16 protein-coding genes are annotated in these 17651 nt (G+C 68.8%); 7 read left to right on the top strand and 9 right to left on the bottom strand.

Annotated features, from left to right (window positions below):
- Positions 1-45: 45 nt before the first annotated feature.
- Positions 46-2016, bottom strand: a complete 1971-nt coding sequence (gene acs, locus AC069I_RS08850; RefSeq protein WP_478265096.1) for an acetate--CoA ligase — start codon at positions 2014-2016, stop codon at positions 46-48.
- A gap of 100 nt (positions 2017-2116) precedes the next feature.
- A complete protein-coding gene (locus tag AC069I_RS08855) occupies positions 2117-2695 on the bottom strand; it encodes a GNAT family N-acetyltransferase (RefSeq protein WP_478224368.1) in 579 nt (192 codons plus the stop codon).
- 114 nt (positions 2696-2809) lie between these two features.
- Between AC069I_RS08855 and AC069I_RS08860 the strand changes: the two genes are divergently transcribed.
- The 5 genes from AC069I_RS08860 to AC069I_RS08880 all read left to right on the top strand — a co-directional run bounded on the left by AC069I_RS08860 (position 2810) and on the right by AC069I_RS08880 (position 8125).
- Positions 2810-3307 (top strand): phosphoribosyltransferase, encoded by a 498-nt coding sequence (locus AC069I_RS08860; protein ID WP_478234211.1) that lies wholly within the window; start codon positions 2810-2812, stop codon positions 3305-3307.
- The gene (locus tag AC069I_RS08865) at positions 3304-4035 is read left to right on the top strand and encodes a Fic family protein (RefSeq protein WP_340685302.1); all 732 of its coding nucleotides are present in this window, start codon (positions 3304-3306) and stop codon (positions 4033-4035) included. Before AC069I_RS08860 ends, AC069I_RS08865 begins: the two co-directional genes overlap by 4 nt.
- A 159-nt stretch (positions 4036-4194) precedes the next feature.
- A complete protein-coding gene (locus AC069I_RS08870) occupies positions 4195-4953 on the top strand; it encodes a 3-hydroxybutyrate dehydrogenase (protein WP_478224369.1) in 759 nt (252 codons plus the stop codon).
- Between the two features lie 23 nt (positions 4954-4976).
- Complete coding sequence (locus AC069I_RS08875) at positions 4977-6293, top strand: MFS transporter (RefSeq protein WP_478234210.1); 1317 nt, start codon at positions 4977-4979, stop codon at positions 6291-6293.
- Complete coding sequence (locus AC069I_RS08880) at positions 6290-8125, top strand: helix-turn-helix domain-containing protein (RefSeq protein ID WP_478224371.1); 1836 nt, start codon at positions 6290-6292, stop codon at positions 8123-8125. The genes AC069I_RS08875 and AC069I_RS08880 overlap by 4 nt, the downstream gene beginning before the upstream one ends.
- Here AC069I_RS08880 and AC069I_RS08885 read toward each other — a convergent pair.
- Positions 8103-8687 (bottom strand): nitroreductase family protein, encoded by a 585-nt coding sequence (locus AC069I_RS08885; RefSeq protein WP_478224372.1) that lies wholly within the window; start codon positions 8685-8687, stop codon positions 8103-8105. The genes AC069I_RS08880 and AC069I_RS08885 overlap by 23 nt on opposite strands.
- A 4-nt stretch (positions 8688-8691) precedes the next feature.
- On the bottom strand, positions 8692-9963 hold the full coding sequence (locus tag AC069I_RS08890; RefSeq protein ID WP_478224373.1) for a tannase/feruloyl esterase family alpha/beta hydrolase: 1272 nt from the start codon (positions 9961-9963) through the stop codon (positions 8692-8694).
- A 118-nt stretch (positions 9964-10081) separates the two neighbouring features.
- On the opposite strand from AC069I_RS08890, the gene AC069I_RS08895 reads away from it, so the two are divergent.
- A complete protein-coding gene (locus tag AC069I_RS08895) occupies positions 10082-10930 on the top strand; it encodes an extracellular catalytic domain type 1 short-chain-length polyhydroxyalkanoate depolymerase (RefSeq protein WP_478265097.1) in 849 nt (282 codons plus the stop codon).
- A 37-nt stretch (positions 10931-10967) separates the two neighbouring features.
- Here the strand turns inward: AC069I_RS08895 and AC069I_RS08900 are convergent, their stop codons facing one another.
- Positions 10968-11273 (bottom strand): ArsR/SmtB family transcription factor, encoded by a 306-nt coding sequence (locus tag AC069I_RS08900; protein ID WP_340685309.1) that lies wholly within the window; start codon positions 11271-11273, stop codon positions 10968-10970.
- Between the two features lie 52 nt (positions 11274-11325).
- Between AC069I_RS08900 and AC069I_RS08905 the strand changes: the two genes are divergently transcribed.
- Positions 11326-12495 carry an MFS transporter gene (locus AC069I_RS08905; protein ID WP_478265098.1) on the top strand — a complete coding sequence of 390 codons (1170 nt, stop codon included), beginning with the start codon at positions 11326-11328 and terminating at the stop codon, positions 12493-12495.
- 114 nt (positions 12496-12609) lie between these two features.
- Here the strand turns inward: AC069I_RS08905 and nicT are convergent, their stop codons facing one another.
- The 4 genes from nicT to AC069I_RS08925 all read right to left on the bottom strand — a co-directional run bounded on the left by nicT (position 12610) and on the right by AC069I_RS08925 (position 17640).
- On the bottom strand, positions 12610-13758 hold the full coding sequence (nicT, locus tag AC069I_RS08910; protein WP_478265099.1) for a Nickel transporter NicT: 1149 nt from the start codon (positions 13756-13758) through the stop codon (positions 12610-12612).
- Positions 13709-14638: an N-acetylmuramic acid 6-phosphate etherase gene (locus AC069I_RS08915; protein WP_465435033.1), complete on the bottom strand. Its 930-nt coding sequence runs from the start codon at positions 14636-14638 to the stop codon at positions 13709-13711. Before AC069I_RS08915 ends, nicT begins: the two co-directional genes overlap by 50 nt.
- A gap of 17 nt (positions 14639-14655) precedes the next feature.
- Positions 14656-15654 (bottom strand): MurR/RpiR family transcriptional regulator, encoded by a 999-nt coding sequence (locus AC069I_RS08920; protein ID WP_026467087.1) that lies wholly within the window; start codon positions 15652-15654, stop codon positions 14656-14658.
- 210 nt (positions 15655-15864) lie between these two features.
- Positions 15865-17640, bottom strand: coding sequence for a serine hydrolase domain-containing protein (locus AC069I_RS08925; protein WP_478265100.1), 1776 nt, complete (start codon positions 17638-17640; stop codon positions 15865-15867).
- Between the last annotated feature and the right edge of the window lie 11 nt (positions 17641-17651).

Consider the following 17651-nt stretch of genomic DNA (forward strand, 5'->3'; position numbering starts at 1 on the left):
CAAATTTTGCAAGGAAAGGACCTTTCATGGCGCGTGCGGGAGTGGCTACTCCTCGGACTTGCCGGACTTCAGGCCCGAAGAGATCAGGTCCATCACCGACGAGTCGGCCAGCGTGGTCACGTCGCCGACCTGGCGGTTCTCCGCGACGTCACGCAGCAGGCGGCGCATGATCTTGCCGGAGCGCGTCTTCGGTAGCTCCTGCACGACCAGGATCTGCCGCGGCTTCGCGATCGGCCCGATCTCCTTGGCGACGTGGTTACGCAGCTCTTGGACGGCCTCATCGCCGCCATCCACCGCGTTGCCGCGCAGGATGACGAAGGCGACGATGCCCTGCCCGGTGGTCGGGTCGGTCGCGCCGACGACGGCGGCCTCGGCGACCGTCGGGTGCGAGACCAGCGCCGACTCGACCTCGGTGGTCGAGATGCGGTGCCCGGACACGTTCATCACGTCGTCGACCCGGCCCAGCAGCCAGACGTCGCCGTCGGCGTCGTACTTCGCGCCGTCGCCGGCGAAGTAGTAGCCCTGGTCGGCGAAGCGGGACCAGTAAGTCTCGCGGAACCGCTGCTCGTCGCCCCAGATGCCGCGCAGCATGCCCGGCCACGGCTTGTCGAGCACCAGGTATCCGCCGCCGCCCTTGCCGACCTCGACGCCCTGGTCGTCGACGACCTTCGCCGAGATGCCCGGCAGCGCCTTCTGCGCGGAACCCGGCTTCGTGGCGGTGACGCCCGGCAGCGGCGAGATCATGATCCCGCCGGTCTCGGTCTGCCACCAGGTGTCCACGATCGGCGCCGAGTTCGCGCCGATGTTCTCGCGGTACCAGATCCACGCTTCGGGGTTGATCGGTTCGCCGACGCTGCCGAGCACGCGCAGCGAGGAGAGGTCGTACTTCTGCGGGATCTCGTTGCCCCACTTCATGAACGTGCGGATCAGCGTGGGCGCGGTGTAGTAGATGGAGACCTTGTGCTGCTGGACGATCTCCCAGTGGCGGCCCTCGTGCGGGGTGTTCGGCGTGCCTTCGTAGACGACCTGCGTCGTCCGGTTCGCCAGCGGCCCGTACACGATGTACGTGTGCCCGGTGATCCAGCCGATGTCGGCGGTGCACCAGTAGACGTCTTCGCCTGCCTTGTGGTCGAAGACGTTGTGGTGCGTGTACGCGGCCTGGGTCAGGTAGCCGCCGGAGGTGTGCAGGATGCCCTTCGGCTTCCCGGTGGTGCCGGAGGTGTAGAGGATGAAGAGCGGGTGCTCGGAGTCGAACGCCTGCGGCGTGTGCTCCGCGGACTGGCCGTCGACCAGTTCGTGCCACCAGATGTCGCGGCCTTCGGTGATCGGCACCTCTTCGCCAGTGCGGCGCACGACGATGACCTTCTCGACCGATTCGGCGCCTTCGAGCGCTTCGTCGACATTGGCCTTCATCGGGGCGGCCTTGCCGCGACGGTACTGGCCGTCGGTGGTGATGACGATCCGCGCCGCCTGGTCGTCCACGCGGGAACGCAGGGCTGTCGGGGAAAAACCACCGAAGACGACACTGTGCAGGACGCCGATCCGGGCGCAGGCGAGCATCGCGACGATCGCCTCGGGCACCATCGGCATCTGGATGGCGACGCGGTCGCCCGCCTTGAGGCCGAGGGACTCGAGCGCGTTCGCGGCCTTGGAAACCTCGTCCTTCAGCTGGGCGTAGGTGATGTCGCGGCTGTCGCCGGGCTCGCCGACCCAGTGGATGGCGACCTGGTCGCCGTGCCCGGAATCGACGTGGCGGTCGACGCAGTTGTACGCGACGTTGAGCTTCCCGCCCACGAACCACTTCGCCACCGGCGCATTGGTCCAGTCCAGTACCTGCGACCACTTCGTTTCCCAGTGAAGGCGCTCGGCCTGCTTGGCCCAGAACGCTTCCCGGTCGGCGTCGGCTTCGGCGTAGAAGTCGGCGGTGGCATTCGCTTGCGCGCTGAAAGCCTCACTCGGGGGGAAGGTCCTGCTCTCCGTGAGCAAATTGTCCAGCGCCGGCGACTGCTCGGTCATGGTGCGATGCCTCCTGTGATTCGCGTGTCTTCACGCCCGTTGGCACGCTATCGACGTTACGACGCGAAGTAAAAGGTTGCATCGTGGTTGCGCGCGGCGTTCACACGCTTGAGGACAAAGCGGTACGGACCGCGGGCCATTCTGGTCCGGTGAGGGAGTAGACGACGGTGTCGCGGACGCTTCCGTCGGGCCGGACGCGATGCGCTCGCAGCACCCCTTCCCGTTGCGCGCCGAGACGTTCGATCGCCTTCTGTGACTTGAGGTTGCGGATGTCGGTCTCCCACGAGACGCGGTTCGCGCCGAGGTCGTCGAAAGCGTGGCGCAGCAACAGGAGTTTCGACTCGCGGTTGAGTCCGGTCCGCTGCCATTCGGAACCGATCCAGGTGTGGCCGATGGAAACGATCTTGTGGCGCGCGCTCATCGCGTAGAACGACGTCGTGCCCGCGACTTCGCCGGTGCGCGCGTCGATCTGGGCCCAGGCGCGGCGGTCGGTGTCGGCGAGGATGTCGTCGACCATGGCTTCGGCGGCGGCGAGGTCCTGCGGCTGCCGGAGGCTGAGCCAGGTCCAGATCGCCGGGTCGGAGCCCGCCGCGAACAGGCCCTTCGTGTGGTCGCGGGTGAGCGGTTCGAGGTGGACGCGTTCGCCGCGCAGGGTGGCGTGGGTGTTCCAGTCGGTCACGGCCTCGACGCTACGGACGGCAATGGCCTTACTGGATAGCCAGTTTCGAAGCATTCGAGAAGGCCACTGCGGCGTTGCCTATGCTCGCGGGAACGATCGAGAAGGCGAGGCAGCATGGCCGAGGAGCGGGAAGAGCTCACCTGGGAGTTGTTCGGGACGGCCAGCAGGGAGCTGGCGCAGGCCGTCGCCGACGACGGCTTCGAGCCGGACCTCATCCTGTCGATCGCGCGTGGCGGGCTGTTCGTCGCCGGCTCGCTCGGTTACGCGCTCGACGTGAAGAACCTGCACGTGATGAACGTCGAGTTCTACACCGGCGTCGACCAGCGTCTCGACCTGCCGGTCATGCTGCCGCCGGTGCCGAACGTCGTCGACCTGACGAAGAAGAAGGTGCTCGTCGCCGACGACGTCGCGGACACCGGTGCGACCCTGAAGCTGGTCCGCGACTTCTGCGCCGATCACGTCGCCGAGGTGCGCTGCGCGGTCGTCTACGAGAAGCCGCGCTCCGAGGTCAAATGCGAGTACGTCTGGAAGCACACGGACCGCTGGATCAACTTCCCGTGGTCGGTGCAGGCGCCCGTGGTGCGGCGCGTGGGCCAGGTGCTGGACGCGTGACGGATCCGCTGAAGCCACTGCTGGACCTCGAAGGGGTCGCCGCGGCCGCGAAATCGGCGCAGGACGCGGTGTTCGCCGTCCATCGGCTGCCCGCCAACCTGCGCGGCGGCGCGGCGACGGCCGCCGAAGCGTCCGTGCGGTCGGCGCGGGCGTCGGCCGGGATCGAAGGCGCCGCGCCCGAACTGCCCGAATCCGGTGAAGTGACCGATCCGGTGCTGGCGGGCGCGCTGCGGGTCGCGGAAGCGCTGGAGGGTCTGCTGCCGACGTGGCGGCGCGCGCCGTTGCAGGCGTTGGCGCGTCTGCACGTTCTCGCCGCGTCGGATCTGGTGACGGATCTCGACGCGCTGGGGCGGCCGCGGTCGTCCGGTGACGTCGGGCCGCGGCTGGAGATGCTGGCGCAGCTGGTCACCGGTGCGACGTCGGTGCCGGGGCCGGTGCTGACCGCCGTCGTGCACGGGGAACTGTTGGCACTCAAGCCTTTCGGCTCCGCGGACGGTGTTGTCGCGAGGGCGGCGGCGCGGCTTTCGGCGGTGGCGACCGGACTGGACCCGAAGGCGCTGACGGTGCCGGAGGTCGCGTACTTCCGGCGGGTGCCGAAGTACCTCGAAGCCGCTTCGGCGTTCGCGGGCGGAACCCCGGAGGGCGTCCGGGCTTGGCTGCTCTTTTCGTGTGAAGCGTTCGAGGCGGGCGCTCGTGAGGCGAAGTCGATCTCCGACGCCGCCGGCTGACTTCCCGCATTTCGTCCTCTGAATGCGGTAGTTCGCGATGCCAACTACCGCATTCAGAGGACGAAATGCGGGAGTGGGGTGAGCCCACACGGGATCTCGTGCAGGTGTAGGGCGTGACCACATGGTCTAAGTGCCGGGATCGACCTAACGTCGTCCGGCATGAGTGGTGCGTATCACAGCGATCTGGCCGGTAAGTCCGCGCTGGTCACAGGCGCGGCGAGCGGGATCGGCCTGGCCTGCGCCGAAGCGCTCGCCGAGGCGGGGGCCAAGGTCCACCTCGCCGACATCGACGACGCCGTCGAGAAGGTGGCGGCCGACGTCAACGGCATCGCGCACGTCGTCGACCTCACCGACGCCCAAGCCGTCGAGACGCTCCCGGCCGAGGTCGACATCCTCGTCAACAACGCCGGTTTCCAGCACATCGCGCCGATCCACGAGTTCCCGCCGGAGACGTTCACCCGCGTCCAGGCGCTCATGGTCACCGCGCCGTTCCTGTTGATCCGCCGCGCGCTGCCGCACATGTACGAACGCGGCTGGGGACGCGTGGTCAACATGTCCAGCGTCCACGGCCTCCGCGCGAGCCCGTTCAAATCCGCGTACGTCACCGCGAAGCACGCGCTCGAAGGCCTCTCCAAGGTCACCGCGCTCGAAGGCGCGGAGCACGGCGTGACCAGCAACTGCGTCAACCCCGGCTACGTCCGCACGCCGCTGGTCACCGGCCAGCTCCAGGCGCAGGCCGAGGAACACGGCCTCGAACGCGACGCCGTCATCGAGCAGGTCCTCCTGCGCCGTTCCGCGATCAAGCGGCTCATCGAACCCGCCGACGTCGCCGCGTGCGTGCTCTGGCTGTCCGGCGAGCACGCCGCCCATGTCACCGGTACCTCGATCCCCCTCGACGGCGGCTGGACCGCCGCGTGAACCCCCAAGAAAGGACGTCTTCGGTGACCACCCAGAACCGTGGCTCGATCGCGAAGGTCGTCAGCGCCAGCCTGATCGGAACGACGATCGAGTGGTACGACTTCTTCCTCTACACCTCCGCCGCGGCGCTGGTGTTCGGCAAATTGTTCTTCCCCTCCAACGATCCGCTGACCGGTACGCTGCTCGCGTTCCTGACCTACGCCGTCGGTTTCCTCGCGCGGCCGATCGGCGGGCTGGTGTTCGGCCACTTCGGTGACCGCGTCGGCCGCAAGAAGCTGCTGGTGCTGAGCCTGTTGCTGATGGGCGGTTCCACCTGCGCCATGGGCATCCTCCCGACGTATGCCTCCGTCGGTGTCCTGGCACCGATCCTGCTGACGCTGCTGCGGCTCGTGCAGGGTTTCGCGCTCGGTGGCGAATGGGGTGGCGCGGTGCTGATCGTCTCCGAACACGGCGACGACAAGCGACGCGGATTCTGGGCGTCCTGGCCGCAATGCGGTGCTCCCGGCGGGAACCTGCTCGCGACGGCGGTGTTGGCGATCCTCGCCGCGACACAGTCCGACGAGGTGTTCCTCAGCTGGGGCTGGCGGATCCCGTTCCTGCTTTCCGGTGTCCTCGTGGTGATCGGGCTGTGGATCCGGCTCGCGGTCAGCGAATCACCGGTCTTCCTTGCCGCGCAGGAGAACAACGCGACCACGCACGCGCCGGTCGTCGAGGTGTTCCGCAAGAGCCGGCGCGCGGTGCTGATCACGATCGGCTCGCGGATGGCGGAGAACGTCTCGTACTACGTGATCACGGCGTTCATCCTCGTCTACGTGACCACCGGGCTGAGCCTGCCGAAATCGGCGGGACTCAACGCGGTGCTCATCGGTTCGGCCGTGCACTTCCTGACCATTCCCTTGTGGGGCATGCTTTCCGACCGGATCGGCCGCCGCCCGGTGTACCTGTTCGGCGCGATCGGCATGGCGGTGTGGAGTTTCGCGTTCTTCGCCATGCTCGACACGAAGAACCCGGGCGTCATCATTCTCGCGGCGACCGTCGGGCTGGTGCTGCACGGCGCGATGTACGGCCCGCAGGCCGCGTTCTTCTCCGAGCAGTTCCCGACGCGGGTGCGCTACACCGGACTTTCGGTCGGCGGTCAGTTGTCGTCGATCGCGGCCGGGGCGGTGGCGCCGCTCATCGCGGTCGCGTTGTTCAGGGAGTTCGGCAGCACGATCCCGGTCTCGCTCTACGTGGTCGCGATGTGCGTGCTGACCGTGATCGCCCTGCTCGCCGCCCGCGAGACCAAGGGCGAGTCCCTGCACTCCGAAGTTCTCACGGAGCGCGGTCACGTGTCAGCATGACCGTTGTGGACGGTTCCGCGCAGTTGCGCCGGCTGCTCGAACTGCTCGCCTCCGGGGCGGGCAGCGAGCAGCTGGCGCACGTCCCCGTCGACCCGAAGGCCACCGAGCTGGCGCTGCGGATCCGGGACACCGTCGCCGAGCACAGGCGGCGCGAGGCGGAGCTGGCCGCGCTGTTCGACACGGCCAGCGACCTCGCCCGGCTGGACGATCCGGACGCCGTCCTGCGGTCGATCGTGCGGCGGGCGCGGGCGTTGCTCGGCGTGGACGTCTCGTATCTCAGCCTCAACGACGAGACCGAAGGCAAGACCTACGTCCGGGTGACCGACGGCTCGGTCTCCGCGCTGTTCCAGGACATCGTGCTGGGCATGGGCGAGGGGCTCGGCGGACTGGTCGCACAGACCGCGCGGCCGTACGCGACGGCGGACTACTTCGACGACAAGCGGTTCCGCCACACCGCCTCGATCGACACCGGGGTGCTCGACGAGGGCCTGACCGCGATCCTCGGGGTACCGCTGGCGATCGGCAGCAAGGTCATCGGGGTGCTGTTCGCCTCCGACCGGACCACCCGCGAGTTCTCGCCCGACGAGGTCGCGCTGCTGTCGTCGCTGGCCGACCACGCGGCGATCGCGCTGGACAACGCGCATCTGCTCGACGAGACGCGCCGCGCGGTCGCCGAACTGAACGCCGCCAACGCGACGATCAGCGCGCACAACGACGCGATGCGCCGCGCCGAGGACGCTCACGACCGGCTGATGGATCTCGTGCTGCGCGGTGGTGACCTGGCCGAGGTCGCCGCCGCGGTCGCGGACGTGCTCGGCGGCGCGATCGCCGTCTATGACGCCGACGGCGTCGTCCTCGCCAGGACCGACGGCGAGCTGAGCCTTTCGCGTGCGGCGGTTTCGGCGTCCAGGACGAGCGGACGCGCTGTGTCCACTGAGGACGGTTGGCTGTGCGCGGTCCAGGCGGGGCAGGAATTCCTCGGCAGTCTGGTACTCGGCGGCGGGCCGTCGCTCGGCGAGGCCGACCGGCGGCTGTTCGAGCGGGCGGGCGTGGTCACCGCCGTCCTGCTGATGCAGCGGCGTTCCGTCGCGCGCGCCGAGGACGAGGTGCGCGGGGAGTTGCTGTCGGACCTGCTCACCGCGCCGGGCCGCAATCCGGCCGCGCTGCTGGCCCGCGGCCGCCGCCTGGGGGTCGATTTGTCGGCACCGCACGCGGTGCTGGTCGCGCATGCCGACGACGTCTCCCGGCGGAGGCTGGCCACGGCGGCCGCACGGCACGCGGACCTCGTCGGTGTCCACGCCGACGAAGTGGTCCTTCTGATTCGAGGTGCGGACGCCGGGGCGCTCGCCCGGTCCGTCGCCGCCGAGCTGACGTCCACAATGGACTGTGCGGTCACGGTCGGTGCGGCGGGGCCGGCCGCGTCACCGCGGGAGCTGGCCGTGGCGCACGCCGAAGCCGCGCGATGCGTCGCGTCACTGCTGGCGCTGGGCCGGGCGGGGGAAGGCGCGAGCATGGCCGACCTCGGTTTCGTCGGGCTGCTGCTCGGCGAGCACGCCGACCTCGGCGCGTACGTGACCGCCACGATCGGCCCGGTGCTCGACTACGACGAACGCCGCGGCACGGATCTGATCGGCACCCTTCGCGCGTATTTCGCCTGTGGCGGCAACTTGACGCGCGCGAAGGACCTGCTCCACGTGCACGTCAACACCGTCGTGCAACGGCTGGACCGCATCGCGTCACTGCTGGGCGAGCAGTGGCAGGCGCCCGAGCGCGCGCTGGAACTCCAGCTCGCGCTCAGGCTGCACCGCCTCACCAATGACCGAAACGAATGACATCGTCGAAGTCGCGGCGAGCGATCTTGGTCGCCGAAGAACCGGGTGAAGGCCCGGATTCCGCACCGTGTCCGAGCGCCACGACGCCGATCGGGTCGTGGTCCTCCGGCACGCCGAACTCGCTGTGCAGCCGCTCCACGCCTTCCGGCGCCAGCCCGAAGAACACCGCGCCGAGACCCTCGTCGACCGCCGTCTGGAGGATCAGCATCGTCGCCATCCCAGTGTCGACATCCCAGTACGGCACGCGCCACCACGAGTCGTCGCCCTCGGCGAAACCCTTGTCCGGCTTGGCATAGCGGTCGAGGTACGCGTTCTTGACCGAAAGCGGCACGATCGCGACCGGGGCCGTGGTGACGGTTTCCGGCGCCCAGCTCGCCCCGAACTCCCAGAATTTGGCGAGTTCTTCGCCGATGAGGACGAGAAATCCTTGTCCCTGTGAGAATCCGGCGGAGGGGCCTTTCAGCGCGTTGCGCAGAATGCGCTGCAGGCTCGCCTCGGCGACGGGTTCGCCGGTGAACTTCCGGACCATGCGACGGCGTCGTACGACGTCCTGGAATTCCATCCGATCAGCTTAGTGCGCAAGTGGTCGCCAGGTCACCGCTCGCGCGCGGGATCGTCGCCGAAGCGGGCGGGCGGACGCCGTCGAGCCAGCCTTCGAGAGCGCTGAAAGCCGTGCGGAAACACGGGCCGATGGGCCGCAGCTTGTCCGGGTGCGCGTCGTAGAGCCCGTCGACGTGGTTGCCGTCGACGATCCGGTAGTAGCGCTGGAGTCCGGCACGGCCCTGGTCGGCGATCATCCGCTGGTAGACGTCGGAATCGCGGGTGATCGGCAGCAGGGTGTCGAGGGTGCCGTGCAGGGTGATCAGCGGTTTGCCGATCCGGCCGGTCAGCGAGATCCGTTCCACCGCGCGGTGCACCGACGGCGGGCGAGTGGTGTAATCGTAGTCGGTTCCGGCGAACGACGGATCGAATTCCGCCTGATAGATGCGCTGGGTCAGGCCCCAGTAGACGTCGTTGTGGTACGGCCAGAGGAACTCCGAGCCCGGCGCGAAACCGGCGTCGAGAATCCGCTGATGGGCTTGCGCGGAACCGGCGGCGTAGGCGGGGTAGGCCTTGATCGCGGGCGGCAGGAAAGTGAACAGGTTCGGGCCGTCTTCGTGCCACAGCGTGCCCTCCCAGTCGATACCGCCGTCGTAGAGCCATGGCCGGTTCTCGAGCTGCCAGCGGACGAGATAGCCGCCGTTCGACATCCCGGCCGCGAGGGTGCGGCTCGGCAGGCGCCCATAGCGATGCGCAACGGCGGCCTTCGCGGCGATCGTCAGCTGGGTGACCCGTGAGTTCCACTCGGCGAGCGCGTCACCGGGGCGGCGTCCGTCGGTGTGGAAGCCGGCGCCGGTGTTGCCCTTGTCGGTGGCGGCGAACGCGTAGCCGGCGGCGAGGACCTGGTCGCCGATCGCGCGATCGTTCGCGTACTGCCGTCGCACACCGGGGGACCCCGAGACCACCAGGCCACCGTTCCAGCGATCGGGCAGCCGCAGCACGAACTGCGCGTCGTGGTTCCAGCCGTGCGTCGTGTTGGCCGTCGACGAATCCGGGAAGTAGCCGTCGATCTGGATGCCGGGAACCGCCTTGGGCGCGGGGAAACCGGCGGAGGTGAGCCCGGCCCAGTCGGACTGGACGGTGTGCCCGGTGACCAGGGTGCCGGTGGTGGTCAGATCGTCCAAACAGGACAGTTGTTGGGTCGCGGCGCCGGGAACGCGCACGTTCCCGCAACCGCTCGCCGCCTGGGCGGGTGTCGCCATGGCCAGCATCATCGCGAGGACCAGAATGAGCCGCATCGGACGACGGTAAGCGGCGGCTTCGTGTGCCGGTATCGGGTGTGACCACACAAAACGGGCCGCCGCTGTGGTGGTCTTCCACGTGGGAAGCGGGCGTCGGTGGATTTAGCCTGAGGTGATGCGAAAACTCCTCATCGGCGCGGTGGTTTCGGCATTGGTCCTTCTCTTTCCGGCTCCGGCACAGGCGGCGGCGATCCGCCCGGTCACCGGGTTCGGGAGCAATCCCGGCGCGTTGCAGATGTTCGAATACGTTCCCGACGGGCTGCCGTCCGGACGTCCGGCGGTGGTCGTGCTGCACGGCTGCACCCAGGACGTGGCCGGGTACGCGCGTGGCTCCGGCTGGATCGGTCTCGCGGACAAGCTGCGGTTCAAACTCGTTCTGCCGCAGCAGGTTTCGGCGAACAACTTCAGCAAGTGCTTCAACTGGTTCCAGGCGGGTGACATCAAGCGAGGATCCGGAGAGGCCGAATCGATCGCGCAGATGGCGCGGTTCTCGGCCGGGAGCCGGACGTACGTGACCGGCCTGTCGGCGGGTGGCGCGATGACTTCGGTGCTGCTGGCGGCGTATCCGGAACTGTTCGCGGGCGGCGGTGTCGTCGCGGGACTGCCTTATGGCTGCGCGACTTCGATGATCGACGCGTACTCCTGCATGAATCCCGGCAAGGACCTGGCCCCGAAGCAGTGGGGCGACAAGGTGCGGGCCGCGAGCAGTGGGCCGCGTTCGCCGGTCAGCGTCTGGCACGGGACCGCGGACCACACGGTGGCTCCGATGAACATGCGCGAGCTTGCCGAGCAGTGGACCGACGTCGGCGCGGCCGTCGACACGCACGCCGTCACCGGGATGGGGCACGGTCAGCCGATCGCGCCGGGAGCCGGATGCGGGCAGGCGGGGCCGTATCTGCTCGACGTCGGCGTGTGCGCCGCGGCGGAACTCGCGGCGAAGTGGGGGCTAGGCGGTGTCCTGTAAGTCTGTTCGACCGCGGACGTGGCTTGCAGGACAGCGCCTAGGCGAGGACGGCGTCCAGTAGCCCGGGGAAGCGCGCGTGGACGTCCTCGGTGCGGAGCTCGACCCAGCGGGTCCGGCCCTCGACGAACGTGGTCGTGAGGCCGGCCTCGCGCAAGACCTTCCAGTGATGGGAGAGCGTCGGCGCGCTGATCTCGACGTCGTACTCGGTGATGGCGCAGCTTCGCGGCGAAGGATTGCTCCGCAGTGCGCGGATCAGCTCCAGGCGTACGGGGTCCGCGAGCGCCTGGAGCACCGGCACGATCTCGATCTCGTCGATCGACGGCTGCGGCAGCGTGGTGCTCACTTCACTCCAAACTGTTTGACAGTCATCGAATAGTCACGCCACTATACCGCGTATGACGATTCGACGATCATCAAATGATCGGCTCGCTCTGGGGGCTCTGCTGGTACTCGCCGTCGGGACGTTCACCGTCGGCACCGACGGATTCGTCCTGAACGGGCTGCTGCCCACCATCGCCGCGGACCTGCGCGTCTCCGAAGCCGTCGCGGGTCAGCTGACCACGGTCTTCGCGGTGACCTACGCGGTTTCCTCGCCGATCATCGCGGCCTTCACCGGACGGCTCGACCGGCGCTGGGTGCTCGGCGCGGGGATGGTGCTCTTCACGATCGGCATGGCCGGTCAAGCGCTCGGCGAGTCCTTCGCCGTGGTCGCCGTCGCACGCGTGCTGGCCGCCCTCGGCGCCGCCGCGTTCCAGTCCAACGCCTATGTCCTCGCCGGTGCTCTGGCGTCGGACGAGCGCCGTGGTCGGGCACTGGCCACGGTCTCCGCCGGGATGAGCGTGTCGATGGTGCTCGGCGTGCCGATCGGGGTGCTGGCCGGGAACTGGTTCGGCTGGCGTGCGGTGATGTGGGGGATCGGCGCGGTGGCGCTGATCGTGATGCTGCTTGTGCCGCTTCTGCCGGGAGTCCGGATGCCGACGGTGTCGTTGCGCGACAGGCTCGCCGTCGTCATACGGCCACCGATCGCGCGCGTGCTCGGCGTGAGTGTTCTCGGTACCGCCGCGGGCTTCGCGGCCTTCGTTTACTTGCCGGTGCTGGTCGCTCCGGTGGCGGCGGGCGCGATGATCTCGTGGCTGCTCGTCGGTTTCGGGATCGGGCAGATCGCGGGCAACGCCTTCGCGGGCCGGGCCACCGACTCGCTCGGCCCCGCGCGCGTCCGCGCTCTCTCGCTCATCGGGACGGTCGTGACCCTGGCGCTGGTGGACGTCGCCGTGCTGAGCCTGCCCGGCGCGCTGATCCTCGCGCTGGCATCGGGTGTGTTCGGCGGAATGCTGATGGTGCCGCAGCAGCACCGGCTGTTCTCGCTGGCGCCCGACGTGCCGACGGTCGCCTTGGGGCTGAACGGTTCCGCGATCTACGCGGGTGGTGCACTCGGCGCCGCGCTGGGTGGCGTCGTCCTGTCCTCGGCGGGCGTTTGGTGGGTCGGTCCCGTTGCCGCCTTCGTCGCTCTGCTGGGCTTCGCGCTTTCGGTGCCTTCGCGGACGCGGGTGCCCGAGCCCGCCTGATCAAAAGGGGGGAGCAAGGGACCTTTGCTCTCGTTTACGTAGGCATGCTAACTACTGCGTGGACGCGCCCAGCGGCAGCAAAGGTCCCTTGCTCTCTTTTCGCAGGTCAGACCGCTATTCGACGGACCAGCGCTCCTCGATACGCGCGAAGCGCCACACGAGGAGCGCGAAGAGCCACGTAAGCACGAAGAGCGCTACGACCGCGTAGCCCACGTAGTCGAGGCTCATCGACCCGATCGCCGCGAGCGGTCCGGTCGTGATGCCGAAGCGTTCGGTGATGATCGAGATGACCTCGATCGTCCCGATGAGCAAGGCGACCGCGACGGAAAGCGCCGTCACGGTGAGGTTGTAGTAGATCTTCCGCACCGGCTTCGCGAAGGCCCAGCCATACGCGTAGTTCATGAAGCAGCCATCGGCGGTGTCGAACAGCGTCATCCCCGCGGCGAACAGGATCGGCAGCACCAGGATCGCGTACCAGGGCAGCGAAAACGCGGCCGCCCCGCCGGCGAGCACCAGCAGGCTGATCTCGGTCGCGGTGTCGAAGCCGAGGCCGAACAGCAAGCCGATCGGGTAGATGTGCCACGGCTTGCGCACCGCTTTGGTGGCGCCACGGAGCAGGCGGTTCAGGAAGCCGCGGTTGTCGAGTTGCCGCTCCAGCGCCGCTTCGTCGAACTCGCCCCGCCGCATCCGCCGGAACACCTTCACGATGCCGACCAGCACCACCAGGTTCATGATCCCGATGAGGTACAGGAACACCGCGGAAACCGACGTTCCGATCAGCCCGGTCGCCTCGTGTAGCGCCGAGGAGTCGTCCTCGACGGCGCCGGCCAGCGCTCGCACGCCGAGCGACAGCAGCAGGCACAGGGCGAACACGATCGTCGAATGGCCGAGGGAGAACCAGAAACCGACCGAAAGCGGCCGTTGCCCGTCGGCCATCAGCTTGCGAGTGGTGTTGTCGATCGCGGCGATGTGGTCCGCGTCGAACGCGTGCCGCATCCCGAGCACGAACGCCGTGACACCGAGGCCGACCCCGAACACGCCCGTGGCGCCGAGCTCGTATTGGCGCGGCGCCACGAAAAGCGTCAGGACCCCCCAGCCGATGACGTTGAGCAGCAGGATGAACCCGGCCATCCCGGCGACGGACACCCGTTCGCGTCGCGTGAGCGCGAGGCGTCGGGATGAACGGGTCTGTCCGCCGGAACTGGGCAATCGATCAGCTCGCGCGCACCCGCAGGGAGTCGAGAGCCTTGCGTACGTGGCCATCGTTGGCCGCCAGCGCCTTCGCCGCACTCGCGACGTCCTCGCCGGACAGCAGATGGACCAGCGCGACCTTGAGGTCGCCGTCGGCCTCGGTGAGCGCGTCGGAGCAGTCCGCCATGCTCATACCGGTGGCCTCACGCAGGATCCTGATGGTCCGTCCGCGCAGCTTCGCGTTGGTCGCCCGCATGCTGACCATCAGGTTCGAATACGTGCGGCCGAGCTTGATCATCGTCGCGGTGGAGAACGCGGTGAGGATGATCTTCTGCGCCGTGCCCGCCTTCATCCGCGTCGACCCGGCGATCGCCTCGGGGCCGGTGTCCACCGCGATGAGGACATCGACACCCGGCGGCGTCACCGCGGCCGGATTACCCGACACCAAGGCGGTGCGGGCACCGCGACGGCTGGCCGCGGCCAGCGCGCCGAGGACGTAGGGCGTCCGGCCGGAAGCCGTCAGCCCGAGCACGAAGTCGCCGGGTGCGACGGACTCGGCCACCTCGGCGGCTCCGGCCTTCGCGTTGTCCTCGGCGTCTTCGACGGCTTGGCGCAGCGCGCGTGCGCCGCCCGCGTGATGCGCGATGAACCAATCGGAGGGCACGTTGAACGTCGGCACGAGCTCCGCCGCGTCCAACGTCGCCAGCCTGCCGGACGTGCCGGCCCCGAAGTAGTGCACGCGGTGCCCCGACCGCAGCGCTTCCACGGCGAAGTCGACCGCCCGCGCCACCTGCGGCAGCACCGCGGCGACGGCTTCGGGGACCCGGCGGTCCTCGGCGTTGATGGCGCCGAGGATGCCCATGGTCGACATCAGGTCGATGTCGGTCGTCCGTGGATTGCGCTGTTCGGTTGGCGAATCGACGTGCACCACCTGGCGTGGGACGGTCATCATGCGCCTCACTTTTTCGCTCATTTGCCGGTTTCCCGCGGCCGCCGCCTGCCGTCGGGCCGGACGCCCAGACGGTGCGAGCCAACCGCGTCCCTGGTCGCGTCGAGCGCGTTGACCGACGCGTCCATGTGCCGCTGCGCGACACCGATGAACAGGCAGTCGATGACGGTCAGCTGCGCGATGCGACTGGCGGTCGCACCCGAGCGGAACGTCGTCTCCCGCGCGGCCGTGGTCAGCACGTGGTCGGCGACCTCGGTGATCGGCGAACGCGGGAAGTTCGTCACGGCGACGGTGATCGCGCCGTGCTCACGGGCCACCCGCAGCGCCTCGACGGTGTCCGTGGTCGCGCCCGTGTGGGAGATGCCGATCGCGACGTCGCCGGGGCTCAGCACGGCGGCCGAGGTCAGCATGATGTGCGTGTCCGACCAGGCGAAGCTGACCCGCCCGATGCGGTGCAGCTTCTGCTGCAGGTCCGCGGCGACGAACGCGCTCGCGCCCACGCCGTAGACGTCCACGCGCCCCGCGCCGGCCACGATGTCGATCACGCGCTGTAGCGACGGGACGTCGAGCTGGTCGGCGGTCTCCTCCACGGCGCGGGCGTCCGCGAAGCTGACCTTGCCGATTACCGCGGCCAGGTCGTCCTCCGGCCCGATCTCGCCGCCGAGGTTGCGGGACGACCGCGCCTCGGACCGGGCGGTGTCGGCCGCCAAGGCGATCCTGAGCTGCGGATACCCGCCGACGCCGACCGCCTTGCAGAACCGCGTGACGGTGGTTTCGCTGGTGTTCGCAGCCAGTGCGACCTCGGTGATGCTGCGCCGCGCGACCTGCGCGGGGTCGTCGAGGACGACCTTCGCGACGCGCTGCTCTGCCCGGGCGAGCCCGGGCAGGAGAGAGCGAATCCGGACGAGCGGGCTCGCGTCGGCGTCCCGTGTCGGCTGCGCCGGCACGGCCTCGGACGGTGCGGCCGCGATTACGGATTCGGTATCGCCCACCGTGGGAAAGTTACTAACCGTTGGCATCTGCGACAAGGCTACCCACACCCTTCGGGAAGATCGCAACCTATCCGTGTCTGCGGATTCGATTTGCGATTAATCGTTGACCAGAAAGTCGCTAACCAGGTCGAGGTCGTTAACGAGGTCGAGCTAACGACTTGGCAACTTAGTGTCGCGACGCAAGGGGTCGTGTCCCGGTCAACGGGGCGGTCTGGTCAGCGCATCGGAGCTGGCCGGTTACCTAGTGCTCAACTTCCAGCCGGTAGCGACGAAAGTAGGCGGATTATGCTCACTGTCCAGCAGTATGTGGCCGCGTTCAGTGACTTTCACACCGTCCAAGGAAATTCCTCGTCCGGTGTAACGGGCATCGGTCGTGTAACGCCAGCGGAGGGTGATTTGTGAGCTTTGCGACACCTCGGCCGCAGCGCGCCACCAAGCCCGATGACCGTGCCCGCCGAGACCGGGTTGGTCCCCGGCGGGAGCGCCTGGTCCGTTTGCACGCAGAGTAATCGTTTTCCAGGTGGCTCCGCCGTCGGTACTTGTTTCCAGGAACAGCGAGTCCGAGGGGCCTTCGGTGTCCACGAAGGTGTCGAAGGTGACCTTCAACGGCCCGCCGCGCGTCTGTAACGGCGGAGTCGTGAGAGTGGCCGTGGAGACGTCCCCGGCGCCGCTGAACCACGCGTCGTGGCCGCGCGCCGGGCGGACGGCCATCGCCTTCGCCAGCGAGCTCGCCCAGGTCTCCCGGGCGATGTTGATCGAGCCCCAGTTCCGTGTCGGGTGCACGCGGTTGGTGAGCAGGATCGCGAACGACCGCGACAGCGGGTCGATCACCAGCGACGTCCCGGTGAACCCGGTGTGCCCGGCCGTCGAGGGCGCCGACAGCGCGCCCATGTACCAAGGCTGGTCGAGCTCGAAGCCGAGGCCGTGCGCGTTGTCGGGGAACTTGTGGTTGTAGTTCGTCAGCATCGCCCGCACGGTCTCCTCGCGCAGGATCCGGTGGCCTCGGTACGCGCCGCCGTTGAGGAGCGTCTGCGCCAGCACCGCCATGTCGGCGGCCGTGGAGAACACGCCCGCGTGCCCGGCGACGCCGCCCAGCGACCAGGCGTTCTCGTCGTGGACCTCGCCGCGTACGAGCCCCCGGGGCGGCTTCGTGGCGTACTCGGTCGCCGCGACCCTGGCCAGTTTCGACGCGGGCGGGTTGTACCCGGTGTCGGCCAGGCCCAGCGGGGTGGCGATGCGGTCCTGGACCACCTTGTCCAGCGGTGCCCCGGCCACCTTCTCGGCCAGGAAGCCGAGCGTCAGCAGGTTGATGTCGGAGTAGAGGTAGGTGCTGCCCGGCGCGTTCTTCAGCGGGCTGTCGAGGACGGCCTTGCGGCGTGACGGGATGTCCGGGTAGCCCTCCCACAGCGACGGGAGCGGTGTCGCGGCGAAGCCCGAGACGTGGGTGAGCAGCTGCTGGACGGTGACGGCCTCCTTGCCGTTCACCCCGAACTCCGGCAGATACCGCACCACCGGCGCCGAGATGTCCAGCTTGCCCGCCTCGGCCAGCTGCATCACCGCGATGGAGGTGAACAGCTTCGAGATCGAGGCCATGTCGAAGATCGTGTCCGCGCGCATCGGCACCTGCTGCTCGGGCGGCAGTTCGGTGCCCTTGGCGTCGGCGTAGCGGACAGCGCCACCGACGGCCTGGCGCTCGACCACCACGCCGTCGTGCGCGAGCAGGCCGACCGCTCCGGAGAAATGCGGATGCCCGGTGGCGTCCGGCTTCGTCCAGCTCTCGATGAACCGCTCGGCCGCTTTGATCGGCTCCGGGTCGAGACCGACTTCGGACGGCGCGCCGTCACGCAGGACGGTGGACGCGGGCGCGAAGCCCTCACGCGGCTTGTCGAACCGGCCCGCCGCGCGGTCGCGCTGCTGCTCGCTCCCTGGAATCGCCTGTGCTCCCGCCGTCGACAGCGTGGTCGCCGCGACCAGTACGGAGACGGCCGCGATCAGGATCTTCCTAACACGCAAGGTCGTTCCCC

The sequence above is a fragment of the Amycolatopsis sp. NPDC043885 genome (assembly GCF_056435685.1).

Excerpts from the sequence above, each read along its gene's own strand:
- acs (WP_478265096.1), bottom strand. The coding sequence starts at position 2,016 with ATGACCGAGCAGTCGCCGGCGCTGGACAATTTGCTCACGGAGAGCAGG.
- AC069I_RS08860 (WP_478234211.1), top strand. The coding sequence starts at position 2,810 with ATGGCCGAGGAGCGGGAAGAGCTCACCTGGGAGTTGTTCGGGACGGCC.
- AC069I_RS08870 (WP_478224369.1), top strand. The coding sequence starts at position 4,195 with ATGAGTGGTGCGTATCACAGCGATCTGGCCGGTAAGTCCGCGCTGGTC.
- AC069I_RS08880 (WP_478224371.1), top strand. The coding sequence starts at position 6,290 with ATGACCGTTGTGGACGGTTCCGCGCAGTTGCGCCGGCTGCTCGAACTG.
- AC069I_RS08885 (WP_478224372.1), bottom strand. The coding sequence starts at position 8,687 with ATGGAATTCCAGGACGTCGTACGACGCCGTCGCATGGTCCGGAAGTTC.
- AC069I_RS08890 (WP_478224373.1), bottom strand. The coding sequence starts at position 9,963 with ATGCGGCTCATTCTGGTCCTCGCGATGATGCTGGCCATGGCGACACCC.
- AC069I_RS08895 (WP_478265097.1), top strand. The coding sequence starts at position 10,082 with ATGCGAAAACTCCTCATCGGCGCGGTGGTTTCGGCATTGGTCCTTCTC.
- AC069I_RS08905 (WP_478265098.1), top strand. The coding sequence starts at position 11,326 with ATGACGATTCGACGATCATCAAATGATCGGCTCGCTCTGGGGGCTCTG.
- nicT (WP_478265099.1), bottom strand. The coding sequence starts at position 13,758 with ATGGCCACGTACGCAAGGCTCTCGACTCCCTGCGGGTGCGCGCGAGCT.
- AC069I_RS08915 (WP_465435033.1), bottom strand. The coding sequence starts at position 14,638 with ATGATGACCGTCCCACGCCAGGTGGTGCACGTCGATTCGCCAACCGAA.
- AC069I_RS08920 (WP_026467087.1), bottom strand. The coding sequence starts at position 15,654 with ATGCCAACGGTTAGTAACTTTCCCACGGTGGGCGATACCGAATCCGTA.